This is a genomic window from Sulfitobacter sp. 1A15106 (assembly GCF_043556995.1).
GTDB classification, from domain to species: domain Bacteria; phylum Pseudomonadota; class Alphaproteobacteria; order Rhodobacterales; family Rhodobacteraceae; genus Sulfitobacter; species Sulfitobacter faviae.
Map to the genome: position 1 here is coordinate 98,087 of NZ_JBIFFM010000004.1, position 26,992 is coordinate 125,078.

Here is a 26,992-nt window from a genome sequence, read left to right on the forward strand (position 1 = left end):
TAGTCATGAAGAATCGGATTTCTCATGTATAAGTCAAGAATAACAAGAACGAGCAGGATCAAGTCATGAGCATTACAAGCGCCCTTCAGATCGGGGTCAGCGGGTTGCAGGCCAACTCCTCCCGCGTCCAGAATATCTCTAGCAATATCGCCAACGCCAATACCGTGGGCTACCGGCGGACCTTCTCGGAATTCGTGACACAGAACACCGGGTCGACGCAGGCGGGGGTGCTGACGGATGTGCGCGCCGATATCTCGGCCAATGGCAATATCATGGGCACGGGGCGCTCGACCGACTTGGCGGTGCAGGGCGACGGCTTCTTCGTCGTCTCGCGCAACCCCAACGATCCTGTCGAATCAAACTACTACCTGACCCGCGCCGGTTCCTTTACCCCGGATCAGGACGGCAACCTGCGCAACTCGGCGGGCTATTTCCTCTCGGGCTTTCCGACGGATGCCAGCGGCGCCACGGGCAGCGTCAGCAGCACCAGCTACAACGACCTCAGTACCGTCAATGTGGCGAGCTATCAGGTCCAAGGCACGCCCAGCACCCGCGTTGGCGTTTCGGGCAATGTCCCCGCGCAGGAAACCGGCGCTGGCACCACCGGCACGGCCTTTGAATCCACCCTGCGCTATGTGAACCAATTGGGCGGCAGCGATGCGCTGAACCTGTCTTGGACACCGGGGGCCACGGCCAATGAATGGACCGTCAGCATCAGCGATGAGGCAGGCAACAGCTACGGCGATGCGACGGTGAATTTCACCGACAGCGGCGTCAATGCAGGCAGCCCGGCGAGCTACACACCCGGCACCCTGCCGATTGATCCCGCGACCGGCGTGGTGACCCTGCAAATCAACAACGGCGGCACCCCACAACCGCTTGAGATCGACTTCGGCGCGCCCGGCACCTTTGAGGGGATGACCCAATTCTCGGGCGATTACACACCCCCGGCCTTTTCGGATGACGGCACCGAGACCGGCAGCCTTGAACGGGCCGAGATGAGCGACAGCGGTATCCTTTACGGCGTCTTCGACAACGGCCAGCGCCGCGCGCTGTTCCAAGTGCCGCTTGCCAATGTCGCCAACCCTGACCAGATGCGCTCGGTCGACGGCAACGCCTATGTGGCGACCCGGGATTCCGGCGCGGTGAGCATCGGCAACCCGATGTTGAACGGTCTCGGCAGCATCAACAGCGGGGCGCTCGAAGGCTCCAACGTGGATATCGCGGAAGAGTTGACCGACCTGATCCAGACACAGCGGGCCTATTCCTCCAGCGCCAAGATCATCACCACCAGCGATGAGATGCTGAGTGAAACGCTAAGCATCAAACGCTAACCCGGTGCATGAATGAGCATCTCATCTGCCTTTAGCATTGCCCGCAGCGGGCTGAGCACGACAGAGGGTCGCGCCAACCTCGTTGCGGGCAATATCGCCAATGCGCAAACCGAAGGCTACGTCCGGCGCGAGGCCGCGCAGGTCACGACCAACGGACAAAGTGGCACGGTGGAGCTGCGCATCGCGCGGCAGGTGGATGAACGCCTTGCAGGCATGTCGCGGAATGCTTCGGCCGAATTGGGCCGCGCCTCTGCCACCAGTGAGATACTCAGCAGCTATCTGATCACTCTGGGCGAGCCGGGCGATGAAGTCTCCCCCGCCGCTCGTTTGGCGGAGTTTCAGGCGGGCCTCGACCTTCTGGCCAACAACCCCTCCGACCCCGCCGCGCAGAACGACCTTTTGTCGCGCAGCGAGACCTTGGTGCACAGCATCAACGAGGCCGCCATCGGGCTTGAGGCCAGCCGCGCACAGGCCGGTGACAGTCTGGTGGCGAGCGTGGCCGAGGTAAACGCGGCGCTCTCGGATATCGCTGCGTTGAACGAACGTCTGGCCCTTGCCGGAACCGACCCCACCGGCACCAGCGGGCTGATGGATGAGATGAACCGCCGCCTTGATGCTTTGGGCAGTCAGATGGATTTCCAAAGCCGTTGGGAAGCGGATGGAACGCTGACACTGCACACCACCGGCGGCACGGAATTGGTCCATGGCGAAACCGCCGTGCCGCTCAGCGCTAATCCCGAGACGGGGCGGCTGATGGCAGGGGACATCGACATCACGCCAAACAGTGCTACCGCGCGGGGGTCCGACAGTGGCCGCCTTGCGGGGCTGAGCTGGCTGATCGCCAATGACCTGCCGCAGATGAAGCTGCAATTGGATGAACTCGCCCGCGGGCTGGTGCAGAGTTTCGAGGCCGCAGATGCATCCGTCGGGGCCGGGCAGCCGGGGCTTTTCACCGATGCAGGCGGGGCTTTCGATCCGGCGCAGTTGGACGGGCTGGCCGGACGGCTTGCGCTTAATGACAGCGTGCAGCCCGACAAGGGCGGCGCGCTTTGGCGGCTGCGCGACGGTGCCGGTGCCACATTCCCCGGCGAGCCGGGCGACACCACGCAATTGAACGCCTTTGTCGACGTGCTTGAAACGGGCATGGCTTTTGACGCGGCCACGGGCCTCAGCACCAATGCGCGTTTGGGGGATTACGCCGCCGATCTGGTCAGTCAGCAGAACGTTCTGCGGGTCGGCGCTGACGCGCAGGCTGAAACGGCGCGCGTGCGCCTGATCACCTTTGAAGACAACCGCAGCAGCATCGAAGGCGTGAACGTCGACACCGAACTGCAAAAGCTGCTGGAGATCGAACAGGCCTACGGCGCGAATTCGCAGGTGCTTACCAGCCTGAGCGATATGCTCGACACCCTTTTGGCCAGCGTGTGAGGATAGGATGACCGAGATTTCCCGCACCGTCTCCACCGCTTTGCAAAGCCTGCGCCAGCGCGAACAGACCAGCCGCCTCGCCGCCGAGATCTCGGACGTGTCGAAAGAGGTGACGACCGGGCTGAAGGCCAACCCCTATGACGATCTGGGCCACCGCTCTGCCGATGCCATCGCCATTCGCATGCAGATCACCCGCAACGATGGTTTCCTGACCTCCAATGCGCTTTTGGACCGCCGTTTCCTCGCCGTGGAAACCTCGCTCGGGGCCATGCGTGACGTGGGCCAAGAGGTGCTTGAGCAAGCCTTCACCGCCGACAGCGCGGGCGGGCTTTCGACGACCTACCTGTCGCAGGCGGCACGCACGGCGCTTGACCGGGTGTTGGAGCGTGCGGCGGTCAGCGACAGTTCCGGTTTCCTGATGTCGGGCACCCGCAGCGACACCAACCCGCTGCAAGCTTGGGACGAGGTCAACCCGCGCACCGGCGAATCCCCGGCGATTGCGGTCGATCACATGATCGGCGGCCCTCTGACCGATGTGGCGGATGTGCAGCGCGCCATCGATGACCTTAAGGCGGGCTTTGGCGACAGTTCGGTGTTCCCCAACCATAATTTCGAGAACACTTTTTACAACGGCGCGCCGTCGGGCAATCCGCCGCTGACCTCGCGCACGTCTGAGACGCAAACCCTGACCCAAACCGCCCAAGCCAATGATCCGGCAATCCGCGATCTGGTCCGTGGGCTGGCGATGCTGAGCGCGGTGAACCCCAGCGACATCCCCGATGAGGCCGCCCGCGATGCGTGGCTGAGCGAGGCGCGCAGCGCCATCGGGGCGGGGCTTGAAGGGCTGACCGATCTGGAAACCCAGACCGGTCTGAAACGCGCACAGCTGGCCGATACGATCGCGGCTCAAGAAAGCCGGGCGCTGTTTCTGGATGGGGAGGTGATGAACCTCGAAGGGGTCGACCAATATGACGCGGCCACCCGTCTGACCCAATTGCAGAACCAACTCGACTCCAGCTTTGCCATCACCGCGCGGCTCTCGCGCCTGTCCTTCCTGAACTACCTTTAACCGGAACCGCCCCATGAACGCCTTGTTTAAACTCTTGCTGATCGGCCTCACCTTCGCGCTTGCCGCGCCGGCGACAGCACAGGTGCGGATCAAGGATATCGTCACCGTCGAGGGCGTGCGGTCGAACCAATTGGTCGGCTACGGGCTGGTCGTGGGGCTGAACGGCACGGGCGACAGCCTGCGCAACGCGCCCTTCACCGAACGCGCCATCGAAGGCATGTTGGAGCGGCTCGGCATCGGCAACCTGACCGAAGACCAGATGCGCACGGCCAATACCGCTGCCGTCATGGTCACCGCCTCCCTGCCGCCCTTCGCGCGGGCCGGTAGCACCATCGACGTGGTGGTCTCTTCGCTGGGCGATGCCTCATCGCTGCGCGGCGGCACGCTGATCGTCACTCCGCTGACCGCGGCCGATGGTGAGATCTACGCCGTGGCCCAAGGCCCGATTGCCGTCGCCGGTTTCGCGGCACAGGGGCTGAACGCCTCCATCGTCGAAGGCGTGCCGACAGGCGCGCGGATCGACAATGGCGCCATCGTCGAGCGTGAGGTCGATTTCGACTTTAGCGAGATGAACAGCATCAAACTGGCCCTGCGCAACGCCGATTTCGTCACCGCACAGCGGGTCGAGGCGGCGATCAACCAAGCCATGGGACCGGTCGCCAAGGCCATCGATTCGCGCACCATCACCGTATCGGCCTACGGCAAAGGATCGTTGATGGAGACGATGGCCCTGATCGAGCCGCTGCAAGTCCAGCCCGATCAGGTCGCCAAAGTGGTGATCGACGCGCGCTCCGGCACCATCGTCATCGGGGCCAATGTTCGCATCGACCGTGTCGCGGTCAGCCAAGGCGGGCTGACCGTCACCGTCCGCGATGATTTCAACGTGAGCCAGCCCGAATCGCTGTCCATCGGCGGGACGACCGTGGTGGTCCCGAACTCCTCGGTCGGCGTGGAAGAGAAAGACGCGAAATTCGCCGTCATTGACGGGTCGGTCAGCCTGCAACGGCTGGTCGATGGGCTGAACGCCATCGGCGTCGGCGCGACCGAGACGATTTCAATCCTTCAAGCCATCAAGGCGGCGGGCGCTCTGCATGCCGACCTTGAGATCATCTAGGGGCAGGTCATGGAATTCGCATCTTTCCCAATCCCCGCGCCGACCCCGGCGGCCAAACCGGCAGCCCCGCAGGCGGATGCCGTCACCGCCGAAAAAGCGCAGGAGTTCGAGGCGATGTTCCTCGGCCAGATGGTCGATGAAATGCTCTCGACCGTGGACGTCGGCAGCTTCGGCGGGGGGCATGCCGAAGAGACTTGGCGCAGCTTTCTGTCCAACGCGATTGGCGAAAGCATCGCCGAGCAGAACAGCACCGGAATCGCCCGTACAATTGAAACCGCCATGCAGCGCTATCAAACGGGGGCCGACCGATGAGTGATCCGCGCAAAGCACTCGCCGCCGTGGATGCCTTGGGCAATCTGCTGCGCCGCGAAATCGCCGCGGTGGAGGGCGGGGCGTTCAACCAATTGGTCGAATTCGCCAGCGAAAAGGCCCGACTCACCGCCGTGCTGGAAGAGCAACTCAGCCATGATCCCGAGGCGGTCAGCAAAGATAAATTGCGCGATCTGAAAGATCTGATCGCGCGCGATCATCACCACCTGCAATTGGCCCGCCAAGCCACGTCTGAGATGATCTCACAGGTTTCCCAAATCCGGGAAAAGCACAGCATTGCAGGCATTTACGGCCGAAGCGGTGCGAAACGTGACAACCGCGCAACACTGATGACAACCGTGGACAAAAGTTTCTGAATTGCCTCAATGTTGCCAGTTTTTCGCGTAAAAACGTAATCAAGCGGGTTCGCCCCGCAGTTGTCAGAAAGACAACATAACGAACTAGAATAGTCTGGAATAAGAATATGTCTTCGATCAACACAAACACCTCCGCAATGAACGCTCTGTCGACTTTGCGGAACGTCAACTCGACCCTCAACCAAACTCAGGACCGTATCTCGACCGGTCTCAAAGTCTCCTCCGGCAAGGATAACGCGGCTTACTTCGCGATTTCCGAAACCATGAAGGGCGACAGCGGCATGACCAAAGCCGTGAATGAAAGCCTGACCCTGACCAAGAATTCGGTTGCGACCGCGCGCCTCGGCGCGGAGCAATTTTCGGATCTGGCGAACGAATTTCGTGACAAAGTGGCCTTTGCGCAAGAGAATAAAGGCGGTTTGGACGAAATCGAAGCCGATTTGACACGTCTTGTAGCGGACATGTCTGCGATTATGGAGCAATCGACCTTTAACGGTGATGACCTTGTCAATGCCGGAGGCATCGGTGCCGATGGGATTAACGCTGCAGGAGGAGATAGCTCGTTCGATGCAGCGGGTGTCTATACAGCCGAAACAAACGCTAGCGCCGTCGCCGCCAACCGTGAGGTGATCACTGGTATTAGTCGTACTTCGGGCGGCACGTTGAAGACCACCAAGATTACGGTCGAGCCGGTGGATCTTAATCAACAACGCGAAATGTTCCGTGCGATCGCCGATGGTTTTGCAACCAAGGCAGCAACAGCTGCAACCGGAGACGACTTTCTCGCGGCGGTACTTACTGCAGCCGACACTGCGACCCAAGCCACCGTCGACGCAGCCACCTCGCTGGGTCAGTCCGAAAAGTCGATTGAGCGTCAGCAGGAATTCCTGACCAAGCTGACCGACAACCTCGACACAGGCGTAGGCGCGATGGTTGACGCCAACATGGAAGAAGAAGCCGCCCGTCTTCAGGCGCTTCAGGTTCAGCAGCAGCTGGCATCGCAGTCCCTGTCGATCGCCAACCAGGCGCCGCAGAACATCCTGAGCCTGTTCCGTTAAGGATTAGGGTTTTCGGGGCCAAGGCCTAGCGCTCTGGCCCCGATCCAACCGCCTCAGAATTTGCGGTTGGCAGGCAGCAAACGATAAAAACAAGGAAGAATTCCTATGGGGCTGGCAGCATACAAACGAACAATTCGCGAAAGCGAAACCCCGCGGCAGATCGAGCGCCGCATTCTGAGCCGCGTCACACATGACCTTGCCGAAAAGGGCCAAGGCTTTGATGCGACAGACGATAAAAGCGAACGGTTGAACATCCTCGCCTCCGGTCTGCGCGACGCGATCTACGAAAATCAACGGTTCTGGTCGGCCCTGCGCTTTGACCTTTCGGAGCCGGAAAACAAGATGCCTGACGGGCTGAAAGCCTCGCTCATTTCCATCGCGCTTTGGGTGGACCGTCATAGCACCGCGCTGATGGCAGGCGAAGGCCGTCTGGCGGGTCTTGTCGAGATCAACGGCAATATCGCCGCCGGTTTGGCCGGGCAGGCCGCGCCGCAGATGCAGGAGGTGTAAGATGCTGAAACTCACTCTCCGCCCCCGCGAACGTGTGGTCGTGAACGGCTGCGTCATCCGCAACGGCGACCGCCGTCAGGCGCTGACGGTCGAGAACCGCGCCGATATCGTGCGCGAATCCGATCTGCTGAAGCCGGACGCGGAATCCACGCCCGTCTCCAAGGTCTACTTCTTGGTGCAAACCGCGCTGATCCGTCCCGATACACGCGATCAAATCCTCCCGATGATCCAGCAGGGCTTGGCCGATCTGGCCTGTTGCTTTGGCGCAGACATGCGCGCCCGGATCATGGAAGCGGCGAATTTCGTCTCCATGGCCGATTTCTACAAGGCGATGAGCGAATTGCGCGCGGTGCTCAAATACGAGACCGAACTCATGCAGCTTCGCCCGGTGCCGCCCGCCTCCAGCCATGAGGCCGCGCACGCATGATTTCGCTGGGCGGCATGGGCACGCAGGTGGCGGTCAAACTGTTTGACGCAACGCGCGACAAACAGCTCGACCTTGCCGCCAGCAACGCCCTGAACGCCCGGCAGATCGAAGCCTTTGAAGAGCGTATCGGCAGCATCTCTTCCCCGCAGGAACTGATTGCCGATACGGAAGTCTATACTTTCGTCATGCGGGCCTTCGACCTTGAAGATCAGATCTTTGGCAAGGCGATGATCCGCAAGACGTTGGAGAGCGATATCACCGACAGTTCCGCGCTGGTGAACCGCCTCAGCGACCCCAAAATTCGCGACATGTATCTGACTTTGGGCTTTACGCCCGGAGGGGGGAGCAGCGAAAACCTTGATAAGGTCGATTGGCAGGCCGAGATGATCGAGCGTTTCAAGGAACGTTTCGTGCTGAACGAGGCCGGAGAGGACAACGAAGGCGCGCGCATCGCCTTGGAGTTCAAATCCAAAGCCGCTGAGATCGACTCCTGGCTCGACGTGCTGAAGGACGAAGACCTCGGCAAATTCATGCGCCGGGCGCTTGGTGTGCCGGATGAGGCGATTCAAGTCGATCTCGACCGTCAGATCGCGCTCTTTGAGCAGAAGTTCGACATCGAAAAGCTGCAAGACCCGGCGGAGGTCGACAAGCTCGTCTCGCGGTTCTCGGCGATTTACGATGCGGTCGAAGGTGTCTCTTCGTCGTCGAGCACGGTGCTTTCGCTGATGCAGGGGGCTGTCTCGATCGGGCAGGGCGGCAGCTTTACGGCCGCGACCATCGACATCCCCACGATCACCGGCGGCTATAGCGCGTCAAGCGTCTACCGCTGATCCCTTTTATTCGATGAATTCGTCGTCATCGGCTGCCGAGGGCAGTTCGATCACCCCTTGATCGGCAAGGCTCTTGGCATATTCCACCATGGCGGCCTGTGCCGCGCGGACGTCGCGGCCCCGGACTGGGCCGGTGGCGGCCATCTCGTCCATCAGCATCTGACGCGAGCGTTGCGGCAGGCATTCCATCAGGTGATCGCGCTGCTCTTTCTTGGCGCCGCGCATCGCCATCGGCAGGGTCGCCCCATCGAGCCCGCGCATGACCTGCGCCAAGTCCTGCATCGGCAGTTTGAACAGGTCGTCAAAGACGAACATGCGCTGTTTGATGGCTTGGAAAGCGTCCGGAATACGCGCGTCCAGCGCGCCGGAAAGCTCCTCAAAGGCCTGCACATCCAACTGGTTAAACAGATCCGCCATGCGCTGATGCGTCTCGACTGAATTGGTATGCATCGCATTCGACAGGATGTCTTGTTTCAATGTCTCTTCGATCTGCTGCATCATATGCAGCGGTACGGCCTCCATCGCGATCATGCGCTCGGCGATGTCCTGCATCCGCTCAGGGCCCAGCAGCGGCAGCACCTTAGCGGCCACGCCGGTGTCCACGTTGTTGAGGATCGCCGCGGCGGTCTGGTCATGCTCGCCCTTGAGGTAATTGGCGATCACCGTCTCATCCAGCGCCCCAAAGCCGCGCCACATGGCGCTTTCGCGCTCGCTGTTCTTGAGCCCCTCCATGATGTTGCTCACCTGCTCTTCGGGCATGAATTTGCGCAGCATGGACTCTGCCGTCGACAGCGACCCCACGACCGATCCGGTGCCGCTGACGACCTTTTGGGTGAACTCTTTGAGCACATGTTCCACCACCTCTGCAGGGATCGGGCCGAGGCGGCTCATGGCGCTGGTGATACGCTCGATCTCGGCGGTGCCGAGCTTTTGCATGAGTTCCGATCCGGTCTGCTCGCCGAGGCAGAGAAAGGTGATGGCGGCCTTGGTCGGACCGTTCAGATCCTCCACCGTGATGGGCTTTCTGCGGGATTTGGAAAGGGCATTGGTCGACATGGAGAGATCCTTTCAGAGCAGGTCAGCCACCGGCAAGCGGCACATAGCTTTCGATCAGAGACCCGGCCAGCATGTACCAACCGTCGATCAGCACGAAGAAGATCACCTTGAACGGCAAGGAGATCAGCACCGGGGGCAGCATCATCATCCCCGCGCTCATCAAGACCGAGGCGACGATAAGGTCGATGGCGACGAAGGGCAGGTAGATCAGAAAACCGATGGTAAAGGCGCGGCGCAGTTCTGAGATCATGAAGGCGGGCACCAGATGGCGGAAGGTGGCCTCTTCCGCCGAGGCGGGCAGGGGGCTCTCTTCGGCCTCCTCATCCGCAGGCGCGATGCGCAGGAACAGGGCGTAGTCTTCGGGCCGCGTGTTGACGTACATGAAGGTCTTGAAGGGCGCGGCGATCCGCTCCAGCGCCTGTTCCTCGGCGATGGCGTTTTCCAACAGCGGCTCGACCCCGGCCTCATAGGCGTCCTCAAACACCGGCTGCATGACGAAGAAGGTCATGAAGAGCGCCAGCGAGGTCAGCACGATATTGGGGGGGGTCTGGTTCAGGCCAAGGGCCGAGCGCAGCATCGACAGGACGATGACAAAGCGGGTGAAGCTGGTCATCACCACCAAAAGCCCCGGCGCGATGCTGAGCACGGTGACCAGCGCGATAAACTGGACGATCCGCCCTGAAAGGTTGGCGTTCTCATCACTGCCCGGCGCGGTGTCGCCAATCACATCCGAAAGCGTGCTGAGAAATCCGCCATCTTGGGCCATGGCCATGCCGCTGCTGGCGAGAAGCACCAGCAGGGCAAGGCCCATCCGGCCCGACGCATAGCTGCGCAGAGAGGGGCGGTCAGTCAGGGACATAGTCCTTGACGATCTGGGTCAGGGACACGCCAAGCCGGTCTTCACCGACCTTCACGAGATCACCGCGCGCTACCAAACGGTCAGAGACCATAAGGTCCACCGGTGCACCGATCTTGCGGTTCAACTCCACGATGGAGCCGCGGGTGAGTTCCAGCAGGCGCGAAATCGGCATACGGGCTTGGCCCAGCACGATCTGCACGTCGAGGCCGACGTTCAGCATCGCGTTGATGCCTGCGCCGCCCGCCTCGGGGCGGGGGGCCAGCGCATTGCGCGAATCTTCGGTGTCGAGCTGCGGGAAGACGCCCGCATCATCGCCGCCCGTGCTGGCGGCGTTGCCAAAGGCATCGGCGCGCGACTGCTCTGGCGTGGCGTCAGGCGCTTTGCCGTCTGTAGCGTTGTTGTCATCTTGGGGGGATTGCAGGTCAGGCTTGTCCATTTCCGTCCTTCTCCTTTTGTGCTTTCAGCGCCCGCGCATGGGTGTCGCGCAATTCGGCGAGCAGGCGGTCGCAAATCTTTTTGAACCCGTAATCAAGGCTGCCGTGGTCCCATTCCATGCGCGCATCGCCATCGGGCAGTTCGGGATCGGCCCGCAGGTCCAGCACTCTGTCGCATTTGTAATAGACCGCCCGTTGCCGCAGCTCGGGGCCGATCTGATCCAGCGTGGCGGGCGACAGGCGCACTTTGATATGGCTCGACCCGATGGCCATTTTCAGCGATTGGGTCACGGTCTTTTTCACCCGCGCGGTCGAGAGCCGTTCGATCACCTCGGGCAGGACGATCTCGCAGGTTTGCAGGGTAAAGCCCACGATCTGCGCCATCAGCGCGTCTTGGTGGGCCTGCATCGCCTGTGCCAGCCGCGCCAGTTCCTGCGCGAGCTTTTCGGCCATGGCGGCATGTTCGGCCTGCATGGTCTGATGCATCTCGGCGCGGCCCGCATCGGCCCCGGCCAGATAGCCTTCGATATGGCCCTGCTTATGGGCCTTCTTGATTTTCGCTTCGATCTCTTCGGGGGTGGGCAGCGCCGGGTCTTGCGGCTTGCTCTTGCCGTCCTCGTCGAAGTTCTGAAGCTTGAGGCTCGTGATCACAGATCATCCCCTTCCGACAGCCATTCGCCCAGAACGCGCAGGGCGTCATCGGTGTTGTCCTCGGCCAGTTCGGCCACGGCGCGCAATTGGCTGTGCTGAACCGCCCCCTCGACGGAGGCAAGGTGCACCATGTCGCGGGGCATTTCATCCATCGGGCCAAGCACCGCCCCGGTCTGCGCCCCCGCCGGGGTGGGCAGGCGGTTTTGCGGCGTCTCTTTCTGGGTGCCGCCGATCAGCGCCTTGGGCGCGTTGTCTTCCTCAGGGCCGTCCAGCAGCGCCGCATCGGCTCCGGCACCGGCCAGCGCGGGCTGGGGCAGGGTGGCGTCCAGCACCATGCGCAGGGGGCGCGCGCCCAGCACCATGATGATTGCCACCAGCGCCAAGGCAAAGAGCGAACGCAGGATGGTCATGGCGTTATCGGCCAGCACCGCACCCAAGCCACGGCTGGCGGGGTTGCTGAACTCGGAATCGAAATCGAGGAATTGCAGACTGTCGACCTGCACCTGATCGCCCCGGGCCTGATCAAAGCCGATGGCCGTGCTGACCAGCTGCGTCAGGCGCGCCATCTCCTCGGGGCTGCGCTCGATATAGCCTTCGGAGCCATCGGGCAGGGTGCCGTAGCTGCCGTTGACCAGTACCGCGACCGAGATACGCTCGATATCGCCCGGCTCGCGCACCAGTTCGCTCTGGACCGAGCCGATTTCGTAGTTGATGATCTCGTCATTCTCAGAGCGGGTGGATTGGCCTGCGCCGCCGCCTGCATCGTCGCGCAGCTCATCGGGGATGTTGTTGGCCACATCCACCGTGGCCGCCGCCGGATCGGTTTCATTGGAGTTGCGCACGCGCGTCTCGATCGACCGCGCGACCTGCTGGGCGGGGTCGAATGTGCGCGACACACGCACTTCGCGCTCGGTCGTCAGATCGACGCTGACCCGCACGCGGGCATTGCCCGGCCCAACCCGGGCGTTGAGGATCGATTCAACCTTTTGCGCCAATTGCTCTTCGATCATGCTGCGCTGCCCTTGCAGCGAGAAGTCGGAGCTGCCGCCCTCATCCTTGGCCAGGATCGTCTCGCCGGAGGCCGACAGGACGGTCACGTTCTGCGCTTCCAAATCCGCCACGGCGGAGGCGACCAGCGCTTGGATCGCCTGCGCCTGACGGCGCGTCATGCTGGTATTGGCCTGCGAGCGCACGATGACCGATCCGCTGGCCTCAGCCCGGCTGCGCGAAAAGGCGGCGCGTTCGGGCAGCACCAGATGCACCCGCGCGGCCTTGATTCCGCTGATCGTCTGGATCGACCGGGCCAACTCACCTTCCAGCGCGCGCAGCCGGTTCACCTTTTGCATGAAGGAGTTCATCCCCATGCCGGACATATTGTCGAAAATCTCCCACCCCGGCACGCCTTCGCCCGGCAGCCCTGCATCGGCCAACGCCATGCGGGCGCGGGCGATGTCGGTCTCGGCGACCGAGATGGTATCGCCGTTACGCGACAGATCGACCGTCAGCCCCGCCTGTTCCAGCGTCTGCATCATTTGTGACGCCGTGCCGGGGCTTAACTGGCTGTAAACCGGGACATAGGTGGGGGCGAGGATGGTCCGCGCGCCGATGAAGATGGCCGCGGTGATCGCCAGACCGATGCCGCCGAGAAGAGCCAGCCGCTTTGGACCCAAATCCTTAAGGTTTTCAACGATCTGATTCACGGCCCCTCACTCGGTTGTATGGCCCGAGCATTCTCCACTCGGCCCTCACTATGCAAGCATATATCGATTTATACTTGGTCGATCCGAAAAATAAACAGGTTTCTGTTGCAATAAAGCTTGTTTGAAGATGTATTTGTTCTTGTATGTGGCGCTTCGCGCGGGATCCGATTAAGAGTGAAAGAATGAAAAAGCCTCTCGCTATCCTTGCTGTCGTCTTGCTCTGCCTTCTTGCGGGTCTGGGTGGGGTCACGCTGGCCATCGGGCCTTCGGGGTTGCTTGAAATGGCCGGGCTGGGGGGGGAGGAAGCCGCCGAAGAGACCGTGGAGACGGCCGAGAACGATCACGGCGAGACGGGCGGCGAAGACGGCCACGGCGCAAAGCCCAAGACCGAAGTGAAAATGCCGGTCATGCCTTTTCCTGAGATCATCGTGAACGTCACCGACACCGGCCCGCAGGGCGGGCAGACCAGCCGCTTTCTCAAGCTTAACATGCTGATGGTCTATGATGAAACCGCCGAGGGCGCGGACCGCCTGGTCGCGCGTGAGATTTACCTGCGCGACAGCTTCCAAGATTTCCTGCGCCAGTTGCATGTCAGCGATCTGTCGGGCAGCTATGGGCTGGCGATGCTAAAGACCGAACTGCTGCGCCGGGCGCGGGCGGTGGGGCACACCGACGCGCCGCATGAAATCCTGATTGCCGATATGGTGGTGCAATGACGATAGCGGCCTCCCCCGATGCGCTGAGCCTCGAAGAGACGATGATCCGTCAGGCGCGGGAAAGCTTCCAGCGCCTGCCCACGCTTGAGATCATCATCGACCGTCTGCTGCTGGCGCTGGTGCCCGACCTCAAATCCTATTGCACCGTCGCCCCCGAGATCGAGCTGAGCTCGCTTGAATACATGCCCTATGAGGACGCGATGGAGAGCATCCAGTCGCCCTCGCTCATCGCCATCGCCAATGCGGAAAGCTGGGGCAGCCAGATCGCCTGTGTGGTCGAGCCTGACCTGCTGTTCTCGGTGCTTGAGATCATGCTGGGTGGCCGTCGCGCCACCAGTCAGCAGTGGAAACCCCGCGGTTTGACCGCGATTGAGCAGAAACTGGGCCGCAGGCTGGCGGAATTGTCGCTCAAAGGTTTGGCGCATTGCCTGCATGATGTCAGCCCGGTGCAATTCGACATTCAATCGCTCGAATCCAACCCCCGGTCGGTCATGCTGGCCGCGCCGCGCACGGCGACGGTGCTGGTCCGGCTGCATATGCAATTCGAAGACCGCAGCGGCCATATGGCGCTGGTCTTGCCCTATGGCACGCTGGACGAGGTCAGCGCCCAGCTTGCGCAGCCGTTCCTTGGCGGGCGTTCGCCAACCGACAGCAACGCGCGCAAGGATATGAACAGCCAGATCTCCAGCACCACGGTCACCATCACCGGGGTGCTGCAGCAGGTGACGATCCCGCTGCATGAGGTGCTGGAATGGAAGCCCGGTCAGGTGATTGATCTGGGCATGACCGTCGATACCCCCGTGGTCGGCATGGTGAACGCCCAGCCGATGTTCCAAGCGGCCTTTGGCCAGCGCAGCAATGGCGCTTTGGCGCTGCGGGTGATCCAATCCCTGCTCCCTAAGGAAAATCAGGAGGACAGCGACGATGATGCCGGCCTTGATTGATATCCTCATCATCGTGCTGCTGGTCGGCACGCTGGTCTATGCCTTTATCCTCGACCGCCGCGTTCGCGCCTTGATGGCGACCCTGAAAGAGATGGAGCCGATGGTCGGGGCCTTTTCCAACGCAGTCGATCAATCGGCGAAATCGGTCGAAGACCTGCGCGACCTCAGCACCAAGGTACAGCGCCCCGAGCCGCCGGTGCAGCGCGAGGCCACGCCGCCCCGTCAAGCTGCGCCCGAGCCTGCCCCGGCAGGCCAGAACCCGGCCCAGATGCGCGCCGCGCGGCTCAAGGGCCGTGCGCAGGTCCGGGGCCAAGCGGCGGTACAGGGCAAATCCGAACTGGTCCGTACCTTTTTCGACATCACCAAGGAGCGTAAGGAATGAGCCGTATTTCCCTGCCCAAGATCGCGCTTTTTGGCCTTGGCGTGGCTGGTGTGCTCAAGCTTACGGTTGAGTTCATGCCGATGATGGCCATCGCCGAAACCCCCGATGACACGCCCCCGGTCCCTGTTGAGCTTGCCGCCGCCCCCGCGCCGCCCAGCTATGACGCCAGCGCCCCGGGCGAGAGCGGCATGTGCGAACCGAGCCATTTGATCGCCGAAGCCATCGCCGAAGAACGCGCGCTGCTGAAAGACCAACGCGACACGATTGCCGATCGGGAAGCCAAGCTCGCGCTGGCCGAACAGAGCCTCAAGGCCGAACAGACCCGCCTCGCCAGCCTGCGCGACGAGATCGGCGCGCAGCTCAAGGTGATCGAAGAGGCGAACAATCAGGACATGACCAAACTGGTCGAACTTTACCGCAACATGAAGCCGCAGGTGGCGGCGGGCATCATGGATGAGATCGACGTGGAAACCGCCGTGCAGGTCATCGGTGCCATGCCCGAACGGGACGCCGCGCAGATCATGGGTTCGTTCAGCCTTGTCCGGGCGCGGTTGATCACGAAAATCCTGCTGGAGCGCTCCAAACTCCCCGCCGACCGCAACCTCGAAGGGCTGCGCCTGCGCTGAACGCGCGTCACTCCTCGCGGATTGACGACCCGGCAGGGGGCTTGCGGCGCACATTGCGGCGCAGGTCCATGACAAAGCCGATGATCTCGGCCACCGCCTGCCAGTGTTCCATCGGAATGCGGTCGTCGACCTCCACCGCCGCGTGTAGCGCGCGGGCCAGCGGGCGGTTCTCGATCATCGGAATGTCGTGTTCCTTGGCCAACTCGCGGATACGGTGGGCCATGACATCGGCCCCTTTGGCCACGCAGACCGGCACATCATCGACGCCCTGTTCATATTTCAGCGCCACGGCGTAATGGGTCGGGTTGGTCAGGATCACGCTGGCATTGGGGATGGCCTGCGCGATGCGCTGACGGGCGCGGGCGCGGCGCAATTCGGCACGGCGGCCCTTGATCTGCGGATCACCCTCACTGTCTTTATGCTCGTCGCGGATCTCCTTGAGGCTCATCATCTGTTTCTTTTTCCACTGCGCCCGCTTCCAGATGATGTCGGCGATGGCGATGGGCACCAGAAGCACGGTGGTGACCAGAAAAATCCAGCGTACCTTTTGCAGGGTCGCTTGCAGCAGCGTCTCAGGGATGAAAGCCTGCGTCTGGCCCAGTGACTGCGCGATGTCGCGCACGGCCCAGACGGTGATGAAACCGATCACCAGCACCTTGGCCGTATTCTTGGCAAACTCCACGAAAGCCTCGGCCGAGAACAGCCGCTTGAACCCCGACAGCGGGTTCAGCTTGGAAAACTTCGGTTTGATCCGCTCTGCTGAGACGACGGTCTCGCCTTGGATTAACACGCCGAAGAGGGCTGCCAGCACCATGATCCCCACCACCGGCATCATCGCCAGCCCCAGCGTAAAGCCGAGCGATTTCAACACTTGGCCCGCTTCGGCGACGCCAGTGCCGCCGGTGCCGATGGCGGTGACACCCGCCCCCAAAAGGGGGCTTTGCAGCGCCGCCACGATCCCGTCGATCGAGGCGGGCAGCACGAAGATCAGGATCATCAGCAGGGCAAAGACCAGCATCGCGGTGCCGGTCTCGCGCGATTGCGGCACGTCGCCTTTCTTGCGCGCGTCGCGGAGCTTTTTCTCCGTCGGCTCTTCGGTCTTACTGCTCTTGTCCTCTTCCGACATGGGCTAGAATCCGTAGGTGGTGAGCCAATTCGCGAAAGGCTCAAGAAACCCGCGCATCATGGTCGGAACCGCCAGCACCATCAAGGCCAGCCCGGCGGCGATCAGCAGGGGCTGGGCGATAAAGAAGACCTGAAGGCTCGCCATCATGCGGTTGGCCAGACCCATGCCGACGTTCAGCACCAGACCCGCCACATAGAAAGGCGCGGCGATCGACAGGCCAAGGTAGAGGCTGACCTGCGTGGCACGGGCAAACTGATCGGTCAGATCGGCCAACATGAAGGTGCCGGGGATGAAAACCTGATAGGACATCAGCAAGGATTCAATAATCAGGTGGTGCAGGTCAGTGATGAAAATCAACGCCGTAGCCCCGATCAGCAGCATCGCCGCCATGGAGGTCGCCCCCTCGAATGCGCCAATGTTCGGTGCCAAGGCATTGGCCAGCCCCGACATCAACGCCATCTGATAGCCCGCGAATTGCAGCGCCGAGAGCAGCGTGCGCGCCACCAGCCCGATCCAGAGGCCGACAGTGATCTCGGACCCGAAGATCAACAGCAAGGCACCGGGGCGATCTTCGGCCACGGGGCCAAGGCCGGTGACCGGATAAAGCGCAGCACTCAGGATCAGACCAAAGAAAAGCCGGTGCCGCGTGGGCACCGAGGTTTCAGCAAAGCCCGGCATGAACAAAAGCGCGCTGCCGATGCGGGCAAAGACGACGAAGTATCCCATCAGCGCGTCGGTCAAAAGGGCGGCGAGGTCCATCCCTAGCCCCCGATGGTGGCGACGGTCCGCAGGGATACCTTGCGATGGATCTCGGCGTTGGAGATCACCGGCGTCATCGGGCTGACCCGCTCCAGCATGGAACGCACATAGGACCGCGCCTCGGGGTTGACCATCAGCGCGGGCCAACTGTCTTCCGAGGCGAAACGCTGGATTTGCTGGCGGGCTTGCAGCACGAATTCCTGCACGCGTTTGGGCGACATGACAAAGGTGCGGTCCTCGCCCACGATCTTGACCGCCTCGATAAACTCCGCCTCCCATGAGGGCGACAGGGTGATGACCGGCACGAAGCCCTGCCCATCGGCCAGCCCTTGGCAAATCTGGCTCGACAGGCGGCGGCGCACGTTCTCCAGTACCAGCGCGGGCTTGGAAGTCTGGCGCGTCGCCTCCGCCATCGCCTCGACGATCAGCGGCAGGTTGCGGATCGAGACGCGTTCAAGCAGCAGTTCCTGCAAGACCTGCTGCACCAGAATGGCGGGGGAGGGGACGGGCAGGTCGTTGACCAGCTTTTGATAGTTCCGGTCCAACCCCTCGATCGCCTCTTTCGCCGCGCCATAGGTCAGCAGTTCCGACATGTTCTCTTTGACGACTTCGGTCAGATGGGTGGTGATCACGCTTTCCGGGTCCACCACCGTATAGCCCTGCGCCTCGGCCTGATCGGCGACCTTGCTGTCGACCCAAAGCGCGTCGAGCCCAAAGGTCGGCTCGCGCGTGGCCTCACCGGGCAGTTGCAGCGGCGCGCCTTCGGGGTTGATCACCATCATCTGGTTGGCGCGGATGTCACCCTTGGCTGCGTCGACGCCGTGGATTTGGAAGGCGTAGCTGTTGATCGGCAGGCTCACGTCATCCTTGATCCGCACCGAAGGCATGGGAAAGCCGAACTCTTCGGCGAAATGTTTGCGCAGGGATTTGATCTTGCTCGGCAGCACCGCATCGGGGCGGTTGGCCAGCGCCACCAGCCCTTCGCCCAGCACCAGCCGCAGTTCGTCCAGATGCATCGGGTTGTTGTCGACCTCTGGCATGTCCTGCTGTTTCTGCGCCTCGGCATCGGCCTTCGCCTTGGCCTCTGCCGCCTCGGCCGCGCCGCGCTGGATCATCAGCCCCAAGCCCACCATGGCCGCGGCCAGAAGGGCAAAGACCAGCAGCGGAAAGCCGGGCAAAAGACCGATGCCAAAGAGCAGCAGAGCCGCCATGTAAAGCGCCTTGGGGAAGTTCGAAAGCTGATCGAAGACCGCCTCATTGGCCGCCCCCCGCGTGCCGCCCTTGGTCACGATCAGACCGGCGGCGAGCGAGACGACGAGCGCCGGAATTTGGCTCACCAGCCCGTCGCCGATGGTCAGCGAGGTAAAGACGTTGAAGGCATCGCCCACGCCCATGCCGCGCTGCACGACGCCGATGAGGATGCCGCCGATCACATTGATCAGCGTGATGATCAGCCCCGCCACCGCATCGCCGCGCACGAATTTCGAGGCACCGTCCATCGCCCCGAAAAAGGCGCTTTCGTCCTCAAGCTCCTTGCGGCGGCGGCGGGCCTCGTCTTCGTCGATCAGCCCCGCGCCCATATCGGCGTCGATCGCCATCTGCTTGCCCGGCATCGCATCCAGCGAGAACCGCGCGGCAACCTCGGCGATGCGGGTCGACCCCTTTGTAATCACGACGAAGTTGATGATCACGAGGATGGCAAAGATCACCACGCCGATGACGAAATTGCCCGCCACGATGAACTTGGAGAACCCTTGAATCACATCCCCCGCCGCATGCATCCCCGCATGGCCTTCGCTGAGGATCAGCCGGGTCGAGGCCACGTTAAGCGACAGCCGCAGCATGGTGGTGACGAGCAGCAGCGTCGGGAAAGAGTTGAACTGCAAAGGTGATGGAATCCAAAGCGCCACCATGAAGATCAGCACCGAGAGCGAGAGCGACAGCGCCAGCCCGAAATCCAGCAGGATCGGCGGCAGCGGCAGGAAGAGCACCGCCAGCACCAACGCCATGCCAACGGCAAAGCTCACGTCCTTATTGGCGCCAAACATGCTCAGTTGCGGCAGAAGGGTATTGGGTTTCGTGATCATCCCGCATCCTCCGCATGGACGGTGGTGAACTGCGGCAGGACCGGCTGCATCTCATGCGCCGAGTAAAGCGAGCGCCGCGCGTTCGCCGCCCCGCCGATCTGCGCGCCCCATGTGGCCTTGGCCGCCAGCCTGTCATAGCGGCTCGCTTCGCGCCGCGCCGTTTTGCGCGGGCGGGCAGGGGCCGGGCTGGCACTGGCCAGCGCCTGAAACTCCGGCAGCCGCGCATTGGCGGCGGAAATGTTCTTTTGCAGCCGGTCGAGGTAGGTATCGCGGTATTCCGGCTCAAAAGAATGATACGAGCCCGCCGCCTGCAGCCAACTGCCCGTGCGCCGATGCAAGCGCTTGAGAAAGCGCGCTGCGTAGTCGACATTCACGCGCGGGTCGAACCCTTGGGCGGGGCTGTCAAACGCCTCCGGGTGCCAGCGCATGTTGATCTGCATACAGCCCACGTCGATGGAGCGGATGCCGCTTGCCTGACGCTCTGCAATCCAATCCAGCGCGGCAGTGCGGCTGTCGAACAGCCGCCCTTCGCCCGCGGCGTTGACCGCATAGGGCCAGACGGTGAAATGCCCGTTGCGGCGGGTGCCCGCCTCTTGCAGGCCGATCGCCAGCAGCAGATTGTCGGGGATGCCATGCCGGGTTTGGGCGGCGAGGATCTCGCGGATGCAGACGCCTTCGGGCCCGCCCTTGGCGGCCAGCGTCCGCGCAGTCTTGGTCACCGCGTTTTTCTGCGATGGCTCATAGAACGACCCCCAGCCTTGGGCGAGGGCAGGGGTCGCAAGCACCGCCCCCAGCAGCGCCGCGCGGGCCATATGCCAAAGCGCTCTCACAGCCCACCGTTCTGCACGAGGTCAAAGACTGTATCCGACAGGTTCTTCAGCGTGGCATACATAAACGGCGTCGCCGCCAGCAGGGTGACAAAGATCATCACAATCTTGGGCACGAATGTCAGCGTCATTTCCTGAATCTGCGTGAGCGCTTGAAAGAACGCGATCACCAGACCAATCGCCAGCGCCACCCCCAACACCGGACCCGAGGCCAGAAGCACGGCCCAGACGGTAGCAGAGATGATGTCATAGGTCTGGGTTTCGGTCATGGCCTAGATCGGCATCCGCAGAATTTCCTGATAGGCTTCGACAAAGCGGTCGCGCACGGAGACAGCCACTTTGACGGTGGATTCCATCGCCAGCATGGCTTCGACAACCTGCTGGGTATCCGCCTCACCGCGCAGCCCGGCTTGGGCCACGGCTTCGCCCTCGCGCACCGTTTCCAACGCGCTTTCCGAGGCTTGCTGCACCATATTGGTGAAACTATTGGCGCTGGCGCCTGCCTCTTCGGTGATAGCTTCGCCCTTTTGCGCCGTCAGAGATTGCGAGGTGCGATAGGCACCGCGAACCGCGGCGGTCGAGATCAGGGAGGCGGGATCGCTCATCTCAGGTCAGCCTCACTTCAGCAGGTCGAGCATCTGACCGCGCATCCGGCGGCCTGACTCGAACATGTTCATATTGGCCTCATAATTGCGCGAGGCTTCGCGCATGTTGGCCATCTCGATGATCGGATCGACATTGGGGCGTTTGACATAGCCGGTTTCATCCGCCGCCGGATGTGCCGGGTCATAATCGCGGCGAAAGGGGGATTGGTCGCGCCCGATACGGTCGACCTCCACCAAAGAGCCGCCGCCATTGCGGTCGATCAACTCTGAGAAACTGATGGTCTTGCGGCGAAATGGATCGGCGCCGGGCGTGGTGCCCGTTGAATCGGCATTGGCCACGTTTTCCGAGATCACCCGCAAACGCGCGGTCTGCGCGGTCATCCCGCTGGCGGCGATTTTAGCGATGGACTGAAGCGGATCCATGGGCTTTCCTTACCTGTTTCCGGTGACGGCAATGGTCAGCATGTCATAGCTTTTGCGGTAAAGCTGTGCGGCCAACCTGTAGTGATCGCCGATCTCGGCGGCCTTCACGGCCTGTTCTTCAAGGTTCACGGTATTGCCATCCAAAGTGGTGCCCTTGGCGTGGCCATCCGTCACCTCGCGCACGCCGGGCGTGCCATGGGCGACGCCGGTGAAGTGTTTGTCATGGGTGGTCACCAGCCCGGTATCGCGCGACAACTCGCCGCTGAGCATCGATTCAAAGGACGATACATCGCGCGCCTTGTAGTTCGGGGTCGAGGCATTGGCGACGTTTTCAGACACGACCTTTTGCCGGGCCGAGAGCCACTGCATCCGGTCCGACGCGAGTCCAAGAATAGAAAGATTAGACAAGTTCATTTTTTTGCCTATAGCCTGTTTAATCCTTGTATAGTAAATATTGCCCCGCGCTCCTAGAGGAAATTTATCCATGCAGACACTCTTTTCCGAGCTGACCAGTTTCGCCCGCGAGGCAGGCGAGGCCGAGATCACCGGCGAAGTGCGCGCGATCACCGGCATCACCCTGACTGCCGTGGGGCTGGAGCGGGTCTTGGGCATCGGCGAGCGCTGCATCGTTCATGGCTCCGACGGGCCGGTCCATGCCGAGGTGGTGGGGTTGGGCAGTCACGGCACCGAATTGCTCCCCTTCGGCTCATGGCGCGGGGTGGCGGCGGGCGACCGGGTCGAGGTCGCGATTGGCCGCGATGTGATCCGCCCCGATGAAAGCTGGAAGGGTCGGGTGATCAGCGCCTCGGCCACGCCGCTCGACGGGAAGGGGCATCTGCCCGAGGGCAACGACCCCCGCCCGCTGCGCGCCGCCCCGCCGGGCGCTTTCGACCGCAAGCGCATCGGGCCGAAACTCGCGACCCATGTCCGCGCGCTGGATGTTTTTACGCCGCTTTGTCAGGGCCAGCGCTTGGGCATTTTCGCAGGCTCCGGCGTCGGGAAATCGACGCTCATGGCCATGCTGGCACGCTATACGGACTGCGATGTGGTGGTGATGGCACTGGTCGGCGAACGCGGACGCGAGGTGCAGGATTTCATCGCCTCCGACCTCGGCCCCGAGGGGATGGAGAAGGCGGTGCTTGTCGTCGCCACGGGCGACGAGCCGCCGCTCACCCGCCGCCAAGCCGCTTGGACCGCCATGGCCGTGGCCGAGCATTTTCGCGATCAGGGCCAGCATGTGCTGCTCTTGATGGATAGCGTCACCCGTTTCGCCATGGCGCAGCGCGAAATCGGCCTCGCCTCGCGCGAACCGCCCACCGCCAAGGGCTATCCGCCGACGGTTTTCTCGGAGCTTCCGCAGATGCTGGAACGCGCCGGGCCGGGGCCAGTGGGCAAGGGCGACATCACCGCAATTTTCACCGTTCTGGTGGATGGCGATGATATGAATGACCCCATCGCCGATGCCGTGCGCGGGATCACCGACGGGCATATCGTGCTTGACCGCAAGATCGCCGAAAAGGGCCGCTACCCGGCGATTGACCTGCTGGCGAGCGTCTCTCGAACGTTGCCGGATTGCCACAGTGATGTGGAATATACGCTGCTCACCGCCGCCCATAAGGCGCTGGCGGCCCACGCGGATATGGAGGAATTGATCCGCATCGGGGCCTACCGCGCTGGCAGCAACCCCGAGCTTGACCGCGCCATCGCCTTTGCCGGCCCTTGCGAGGCTTTCCTGAGCCAGCGCAAGGCCGAGCATACCCCGCCGCAATCCTCTTTTGCCGAGGTGGCAGGGATGCTCGACCGGGCAGGCATCAGCCCGGGCTAGGCCCGGTCACTGCAACCGGCGCAGCAACTCGACCGAAGGTTCACCCGTCGCGGGCAGGCCGACGCTGGCTTGATAGGCGCTGATCGCCTTGCGGCTGTTCGGCCCGATCACCCCATCCGCGCCATCGGTATCGAACCCCCGCGCGGTCAGCCGTTGCTGTAGCGCGATCCGGTCGTCCTTGGTCAGCCCATTGGCATCGGGCGGGAAGCTGCCGAGCAGCGGCCCGCCGCCCGCGATCCGATCCGCCAGATGGCCCACGCCAATCGCATAGCTGTCGGAGTTGTTGTAGCGTTTCAACGCGCGGAAGTTGCTGGTCACCACGAACTGCGGCCCGCCCGCCTGCGGTTGGATCACTGACCCCGCGCTGGCGGGGAGACTGCCTAACTCACCGCCCCATTTCAGCCCCCGCGTCCAGCCGTTGCGCGACAGATATGCGGCGGTCGAGGCCAGCGCATCGCTGGGGTCTTCCGACCAGATATCGCGCCGCCCGTCGCCGGTGAAATCCACCGCGAAGGCTTGGTAAGAGGTGGGGATGAACTGCGTATGCCCCATGGCCCCGGCCCAAGACCCGGTCAGCCGGTCGGCAGTGATGTCACCGTTTTGCAGGATCTTCAGCGCCGCGATCAGCTGCTTTTCAAAGAACGCCCCGCGCCGCCCATCATAGGCCAATGTCGAGGTGGCCGAGACGACAGGCACATTGCCGCGCCGCTCTCCGAAATAGCTCTCCAGCCCCCAGACCGCCGCGACGATCTCTGCCGCCACGCCGTAGCGGCTCTCAATCGCGTTCAAAGTGCTGCGGTGGCGGGCAAAGGCGGCGCGCCCCTTGGAAACACGCTCGTCCGAGGCCGCGATGGCAAGGTAATCTTCCAGACTGCGGCTGAATTCCGTCTGGTTGCGGTCCCGCTTGACCACGCCGGGCAAATAGCCCGTGCCGCGGAACCCGCGGGCCAAGGTGCTGGCCGAAATACCCTGCGCCGAGGCGCGGCTTTTGAACGCCGCGACCCATGCGTCATAGCCTGCGTTGGGCACCGGGCGCAGATCGTCCGGCACCCCCGCCGCCGCCGCGGGGCCAAGCGTGCCGCCGCCGGTCGAACAGGCCGAGGTCAGCCCTAATGCGGCAAGGCCGAATGCAAATGTTCTGCGTGAATGTCTCATAAAACCTGCCTGTCGCTGCGCTGTTGCCTTTTGCGCAGCATATCGCAGGCAGGTCGCCCGACAAGGCGGGATCGCCCCAATGGCAAGGCTTTGCCTAAGCGATCCTCGGCTTTCGGCTACTGACCGGGCTGGTACAGGGGCACCGTCGACATCGATGTCTTGGCCGAGCCGTCTTGCACCCGCTGGCTGTGGCTGATGTAGATCAGCGTGTTGTTCGCTTCGTCGAAAATACGCTTCACCTTCAAGGTCTTGAAGATGATCGAACGCCGCTCGCTAAAGACGTTTTCACCCTCGTCGCCACGGTCGATATCGCCGATCTCAATCGGGCCGGTTTGACGGCAAGAGATGGAGGAGTTCGACGGGTCTTCGAACCAATTGCCCTTTTGCAGGCGGTCGATCAGCCCGCGCTCGAAATAGGCCAGATGGCAGGTCACGCCCTTCACCTTGGGGTCGGCCACGGCTTCGACGATGATGTCATTGCCCAGCCAATCCACATCCACTTTGCCCACCTCTTCGGCGGTGGCGGTGGTGGCGAGGATGGTGGCGGAAAGGGCGGCGGCGCGGGCAATTGTCTTATTCATGGCAGGCAAACGCACGACGGGCAGGGCGGTTCCCGAAATTCCGCTGTGCGCGGTCATTGGGCGCGTTTTGCCAGCGCGCAGACCGCTTCATGCTGGCTGAGGAAGACTTTGCCGGTCAGATCGTCGAGGAAGTGACTGCGTTTCAGCCGGTCCATCACCGGGCCTTTCACCTCGCTCAGGTGCAAGCGGATGTCGGCGTCCTTCAGCCGGGTGTTGATCGCCTCGAGCGACTCCAGCGCCGAGAGGTCAATCTCATTCACCGCTGGGAACATCAGCACCACATCCGTCAGGTCCGGCTTGTCGGCGGCATATTGGGCCAATTGATCCTCCAAGAACCGCGCGTTGGGGAAATAGAGGCTCTCGTCCACCCGCAGGCTCAGCACATGGGGCTGGGTCTCGACCTCGTGGCGCAGCACGTTGCGGAAATGCTCGGTCCCCGGCACCCGGCCCACCACGGCCATATGCGGGCGCGAGGTCTTGTAAAGATGCACGAGGATCGAAGTCACGACGCCCGCGCTCACCCCGGCCTCGACTCCAAAGATCAGCGTCAGCAGGATCGTCACGCTGACGGCGGCGAAATCGGCGTGGCTGAAGGCCCATGCGCGTTTCAGGATGGAGAAGTCGACGAGGCTCAGCACCGCGACGATGATCGTGGCGGCCAGCGTGGCCTTGGGAAGGAAGTAGATCAGCGGCGTGAGGAAAAGCGCGGCAAGGGCCAGCCCAACGGCGGTAAAGGCACCGGCGGCCGGGGTCTCGGCCCCTGCATCGAAGTTCACCACCGAGCGCGAAAAGCCCCCGGTGACCGGGAAACCCCCGGTGAAGGCGGCGCCGAGGTTGGCGCTCCCCAGCCCGATCAACTCCTGATCCGGGTCGATCCGCTGGCGCTTCTTCGCGGCCAAGGTCTGCGCCACGCTGATGCTCTCGACAAAGCCGATGACCGAGATCAGCAGCGCCGGGACGAAAAGCTGTGACAAGAGCTCGGGGGAAAAGGAGGGCAGGGTGAGTGGCGGCAGGCTCTGCGGCACTTCCCCCACGATCGCAACACCCCGCGCACCCAGATCGAAGCCCCAGACCGCCAGCGTCGTGGCCAAGATCGCCAGCACCGGCCCGGTTTTGGCCCCGATATCCGCCATCCGCGGCCCCAGCCCCATGCGCCGCAGCAGCGGTTTCAACCCGCCGCGCACCCAGAACAGGAAGGCCGTGGCGGCCAAGCCCAAGCCGAGGGTGATGCCATTGACCTCCCCCAGATGCGCCCAAAGGCTCGACAGGATCTGCGGCAGGGTATGGCCCTCGGCCTCGATCCCCAGAATGTGCCGCAGCTGGCTTGCGGCAATCAGGATGCCGGAGGCGGTGATGAAGCCAGCGATCACCGGATGCGAGAGGAAATTCGCCAGAAACCCCAGCCGAAACAGCCCAAGCGCCAGCAGCATCGCACCCGACAGAAAAGCCAGCGTCAGCGCCGCCGTGACATAGCCCGCCGTGCCGCTCTGCGCGATCTCGCCCACCGCCGCCGCCGTCATCAGTGAGACCACGGCCACCGGCCCCACCGCCAGCGCGCGGCTGGTGCCAAAGATGGCGTAGAGCACGATGGGCGCGATGGAGGCATAGATCCCGGCCTCGGGCGGCATGCCCGCCAGTAGAGCATAGGCCAGCGATTGCGGGATCAGCATGATCGTGACGATCACCGCCGCGATCATATCCCCGGTGAACTGGCCGCGGTCATAGCGCCGTCCCCAGTCGAGGATCGGCAGGTAGTGCGAAAGCGAAGGGAAAGGCATGG

31 protein-coding genes are annotated in these 26,992 nt (G+C 62.8%); 15 read left to right on the forward strand and 16 right to left on the reverse strand.

Annotated elements, in window-relative coordinates; translation table 11 throughout:
• Positions 1 to 65: 65 nt before the first annotated feature.
• The 10 genes from ACGYKA_RS07455 (at position 66) to ACGYKA_RS07500 (ending at position 8,456) form a co-directional block, all read left to right on the forward strand.
• Complete coding sequence (locus ACGYKA_RS07455) at positions 66 to 1,334, forward strand: flagellar hook protein FlgE (protein ID WP_394410967.1); 1,269 nt, start codon at positions 66 to 68, stop codon at positions 1,332 to 1,334.
• A gap of 12 nt (positions 1,335 to 1,346) precedes the next feature.
• Entirely contained in the window at positions 1,347 to 2,762 is a 1,416-nt protein-coding gene (gene flgK / locus ACGYKA_RS07460) for a flagellar hook-associated protein FlgK (RefSeq protein WP_394410964.1), read from the forward strand.
• A gap of 7 nt (positions 2,763 to 2,769) precedes the next feature.
• Positions 2,770 to 3,831: a flagellin gene (locus ACGYKA_RS07465; RefSeq protein ID WP_394410961.1), complete on the forward strand. Its 1,062-nt coding sequence runs from the start codon at positions 2,770 to 2,772 to the stop codon at positions 3,829 to 3,831.
• Between the two features lie 13 nt (positions 3,832 to 3,844).
• The gene (locus ACGYKA_RS07470) at positions 3,845 to 4,945 is read left to right on the forward strand and encodes a flagellar basal body P-ring protein FlgI (protein ID WP_394410958.1); all 1,101 of its coding nucleotides are present in this window, start codon (positions 3,845 to 3,847) and stop codon (positions 4,943 to 4,945) included.
• A 9-nt stretch (positions 4,946 to 4,954) separates the two neighbouring features.
• Positions 4,955 to 5,257, forward strand: a complete 303-nt coding sequence (locus ACGYKA_RS07475) for a rod-binding protein (RefSeq protein WP_271689281.1) — start codon at positions 4,955 to 4,957, stop codon at positions 5,255 to 5,257.
• Positions 5,254 to 5,631 (forward strand): hypothetical protein, encoded by a 378-nt coding sequence (locus tag ACGYKA_RS07480; protein ID WP_209217508.1) that lies wholly within the window; start codon positions 5,254 to 5,256, stop codon positions 5,629 to 5,631. Before ACGYKA_RS07475 ends, ACGYKA_RS07480 begins: the two co-directional genes overlap by 4 nt.
• A 107-nt stretch (positions 5,632 to 5,738) precedes the next feature.
• Positions 5,739 to 6,689, forward strand: a complete 951-nt coding sequence (locus ACGYKA_RS07485; RefSeq protein WP_394410955.1) for a flagellin — start codon at positions 5,739 to 5,741, stop codon at positions 6,687 to 6,689.
• Positions 6,690 to 6,794: 105 nt separating this feature from the next.
• Entirely contained in the window at positions 6,795 to 7,199 is a 405-nt protein-coding gene (gene flaF, locus ACGYKA_RS07490; protein WP_067262368.1) for a flagellar biosynthesis regulator FlaF, read from the forward strand.
• A 1-nt stretch (position 7,200) separates the two neighbouring features.
• Positions 7,201 to 7,626, forward strand: a complete 426-nt coding sequence (locus tag ACGYKA_RS07495; RefSeq protein WP_322329176.1) for a flagellar biosynthesis repressor FlbT — start codon at positions 7,201 to 7,203, stop codon at positions 7,624 to 7,626.
• On the forward strand, positions 7,623 to 8,456 hold the full coding sequence (locus tag ACGYKA_RS07500) for a DUF1217 domain-containing protein (RefSeq protein WP_394410952.1): 834 nt from the start codon (positions 7,623 to 7,625) through the stop codon (positions 8,454 to 8,456). Before ACGYKA_RS07495 ends, ACGYKA_RS07500 begins: the two co-directional genes overlap by 4 nt.
• A 6-nt stretch (positions 8,457 to 8,462) precedes the next feature.
• Here the strand turns inward: ACGYKA_RS07500 and ACGYKA_RS07505 are convergent, their stop codons facing one another.
• From ACGYKA_RS07505 to fliF, 5 genes are read right to left on the reverse strand one after another with little or no spacing between them, the layout of a single operon-like run.
• Positions 8,463 to 9,512, reverse strand: a complete 1,050-nt coding sequence (locus tag ACGYKA_RS07505; protein WP_394410949.1) for a flagellar motor switch protein FliG — start codon at positions 9,510 to 9,512, stop codon at positions 8,463 to 8,465.
• A gap of 22 nt (positions 9,513 to 9,534) precedes the next feature.
• Positions 9,535 to 10,371, reverse strand: a complete 837-nt coding sequence (gene fliP / locus ACGYKA_RS07510) for a flagellar type III secretion system pore protein FliP (protein WP_394410946.1) — start codon at positions 10,369 to 10,371, stop codon at positions 9,535 to 9,537.
• Complete coding sequence (locus tag ACGYKA_RS07515; RefSeq protein WP_394410943.1) at positions 10,358 to 10,807, reverse strand: FliM/FliN family flagellar motor switch protein; 450 nt, start codon at positions 10,805 to 10,807, stop codon at positions 10,358 to 10,360. Before ACGYKA_RS07515 ends, fliP begins: the two co-directional genes overlap by 14 nt.
• A complete protein-coding gene (locus ACGYKA_RS07520) occupies positions 10,794 to 11,456 on the reverse strand; it encodes a FliH/SctL family protein (RefSeq protein ID WP_394410940.1) in 663 nt (220 codons plus the stop codon). Before ACGYKA_RS07520 ends, ACGYKA_RS07515 begins: the two co-directional genes overlap by 14 nt.
• Complete coding sequence (gene fliF, locus ACGYKA_RS07525) at positions 11,453 to 13,156, reverse strand: flagellar basal-body MS-ring/collar protein FliF (protein WP_394410937.1); 1,704 nt, start codon at positions 13,154 to 13,156, stop codon at positions 11,453 to 11,455. Before fliF ends, ACGYKA_RS07520 begins: the two co-directional genes overlap by 4 nt.
• Before the next feature lie 182 nt (positions 13,157 to 13,338).
• On the opposite strand from fliF, the gene fliL reads away from it, so the two are divergent.
• The 4 genes from fliL to ACGYKA_RS07545 are packed head-to-tail and all read left to right on the forward strand — an operon-like array spanning position 13,339 to position 15,824.
• Positions 13,339 to 13,872 carry a flagellar basal body-associated protein FliL gene (gene fliL / locus ACGYKA_RS07530; RefSeq protein WP_394410934.1) on the forward strand — a complete coding sequence of 178 codons (534 nt, stop codon included), beginning with the start codon at positions 13,339 to 13,341 and terminating at the stop codon, positions 13,870 to 13,872.
• Entirely contained in the window at positions 13,869 to 14,816 is a 948-nt protein-coding gene (locus ACGYKA_RS07535) for a FliM/FliN family flagellar motor switch protein (protein WP_168612849.1), read from the forward strand. Before fliL ends, ACGYKA_RS07535 begins: the two co-directional genes overlap by 4 nt.
• A complete protein-coding gene (locus ACGYKA_RS07540; protein ID WP_394422435.1) occupies positions 14,797 to 15,198 on the forward strand; it encodes a flagellar motor switch protein in 402 nt (133 codons plus the stop codon). Before ACGYKA_RS07535 ends, ACGYKA_RS07540 begins: the two co-directional genes overlap by 20 nt.
• The gene (locus ACGYKA_RS07545) at positions 15,195 to 15,824 is read left to right on the forward strand and encodes a MotE family protein (protein WP_394410931.1); all 630 of its coding nucleotides are present in this window, start codon (positions 15,195 to 15,197) and stop codon (positions 15,822 to 15,824) included. The genes ACGYKA_RS07540 and ACGYKA_RS07545 overlap by 4 nt, the downstream gene beginning before the upstream one ends.
• 7 nt (positions 15,825 to 15,831) lie before the next feature.
• Here ACGYKA_RS07545 and flhB read toward each other — a convergent pair whose 3' ends face one another.
• Genes flhB through flgB form a run of 8 tightly spaced genes read right to left on the reverse strand, consistent with a single transcriptional unit; the run spans position 15,832 to position 22,065 of the window.
• A complete protein-coding gene (gene flhB, locus ACGYKA_RS07550) occupies positions 15,832 to 16,950 on the reverse strand; it encodes a flagellar biosynthesis protein FlhB (RefSeq protein WP_394410929.1) in 1,119 nt (372 codons plus the stop codon).
• A gap of 3 nt (positions 16,951 to 16,953) precedes the next feature.
• Positions 16,954 to 17,709: a flagellar biosynthetic protein FliR gene (locus tag ACGYKA_RS07555; RefSeq protein WP_394410927.1), complete on the reverse strand. Its 756-nt coding sequence runs from the start codon at positions 17,707 to 17,709 to the stop codon at positions 16,954 to 16,956.
• Positions 17,710 to 17,711: 2 nt separating this feature from the next.
• Complete coding sequence (flhA, locus tag ACGYKA_RS07560; RefSeq protein ID WP_394410925.1) at positions 17,712 to 19,796, reverse strand: flagellar biosynthesis protein FlhA; 2,085 nt, start codon at positions 19,794 to 19,796, stop codon at positions 17,712 to 17,714.
• A complete protein-coding gene (locus ACGYKA_RS07565) occupies positions 19,793 to 20,626 on the reverse strand; it encodes a lytic transglycosylase domain-containing protein (RefSeq protein ID WP_394410922.1) in 834 nt (277 codons plus the stop codon). The genes flhA and ACGYKA_RS07565 overlap by 4 nt, the downstream gene beginning before the upstream one ends.
• Positions 20,623 to 20,892 (reverse strand): flagellar biosynthesis protein FliQ, encoded by a 270-nt coding sequence (gene fliQ, locus ACGYKA_RS07570; RefSeq protein WP_067630399.1) that lies wholly within the window; start codon positions 20,890 to 20,892, stop codon positions 20,623 to 20,625. The genes ACGYKA_RS07565 and fliQ overlap by 4 nt, the downstream gene beginning before the upstream one ends.
• Before the next feature lie 3 nt (positions 20,893 to 20,895).
• A complete protein-coding gene (locus ACGYKA_RS07575) occupies positions 20,896 to 21,228 on the reverse strand; it encodes a flagellar hook-basal body complex protein FliE (RefSeq protein WP_394410919.1) in 333 nt (110 codons plus the stop codon).
• 12 nt (positions 21,229 to 21,240) lie between these two features.
• A complete protein-coding gene (flgC, locus tag ACGYKA_RS07580) occupies positions 21,241 to 21,651 on the reverse strand; it encodes a flagellar basal body rod protein FlgC (RefSeq protein ID WP_067261031.1) in 411 nt (136 codons plus the stop codon).
• Between the two features lie 9 nt (positions 21,652 to 21,660).
• Positions 21,661 to 22,065, reverse strand: coding sequence for a flagellar basal body rod protein FlgB (gene flgB, locus ACGYKA_RS07585; RefSeq protein ID WP_394410916.1), 405 nt, complete (start codon positions 22,063 to 22,065; stop codon positions 21,661 to 21,663).
• 70 nt (positions 22,066 to 22,135) lie between these two features.
• Between flgB and ACGYKA_RS07590 the strand changes: the two genes are divergently transcribed.
• Positions 22,136 to 23,476 (forward strand): FliI/YscN family ATPase, encoded by a 1,341-nt coding sequence (locus ACGYKA_RS07590; protein ID WP_209217492.1) that lies wholly within the window; start codon positions 22,136 to 22,138, stop codon positions 23,474 to 23,476.
• Between the two features lie 6 nt (positions 23,477 to 23,482).
• Here the strand turns inward: ACGYKA_RS07590 and ACGYKA_RS07595 are convergent, their stop codons facing one another.
• From ACGYKA_RS07595 to ACGYKA_RS07605, 3 genes are all read right to left on the reverse strand, one after another.
• Entirely contained in the window at positions 23,483 to 24,631 is a 1,149-nt protein-coding gene (locus ACGYKA_RS07595; RefSeq protein WP_394410913.1) for a lytic murein transglycosylase, read from the reverse strand.
• A 116-nt stretch (positions 24,632 to 24,747) separates the two neighbouring features.
• Complete coding sequence (locus ACGYKA_RS07600) at positions 24,748 to 25,212, reverse strand: CreA family protein (RefSeq protein WP_394410910.1); 465 nt, start codon at positions 25,210 to 25,212, stop codon at positions 24,748 to 24,750.
• A gap of 53 nt (positions 25,213 to 25,265) precedes the next feature.
• Positions 25,266 to 26,990 carry a SulP family inorganic anion transporter gene (locus ACGYKA_RS07605; RefSeq protein WP_394410907.1) on the reverse strand — a complete coding sequence of 575 codons (1,725 nt, stop codon included), beginning with the start codon at positions 26,988 to 26,990 and terminating at the stop codon, positions 25,266 to 25,268.
• Positions 26,991 to 26,992 lie beyond the last annotated feature (2 nt).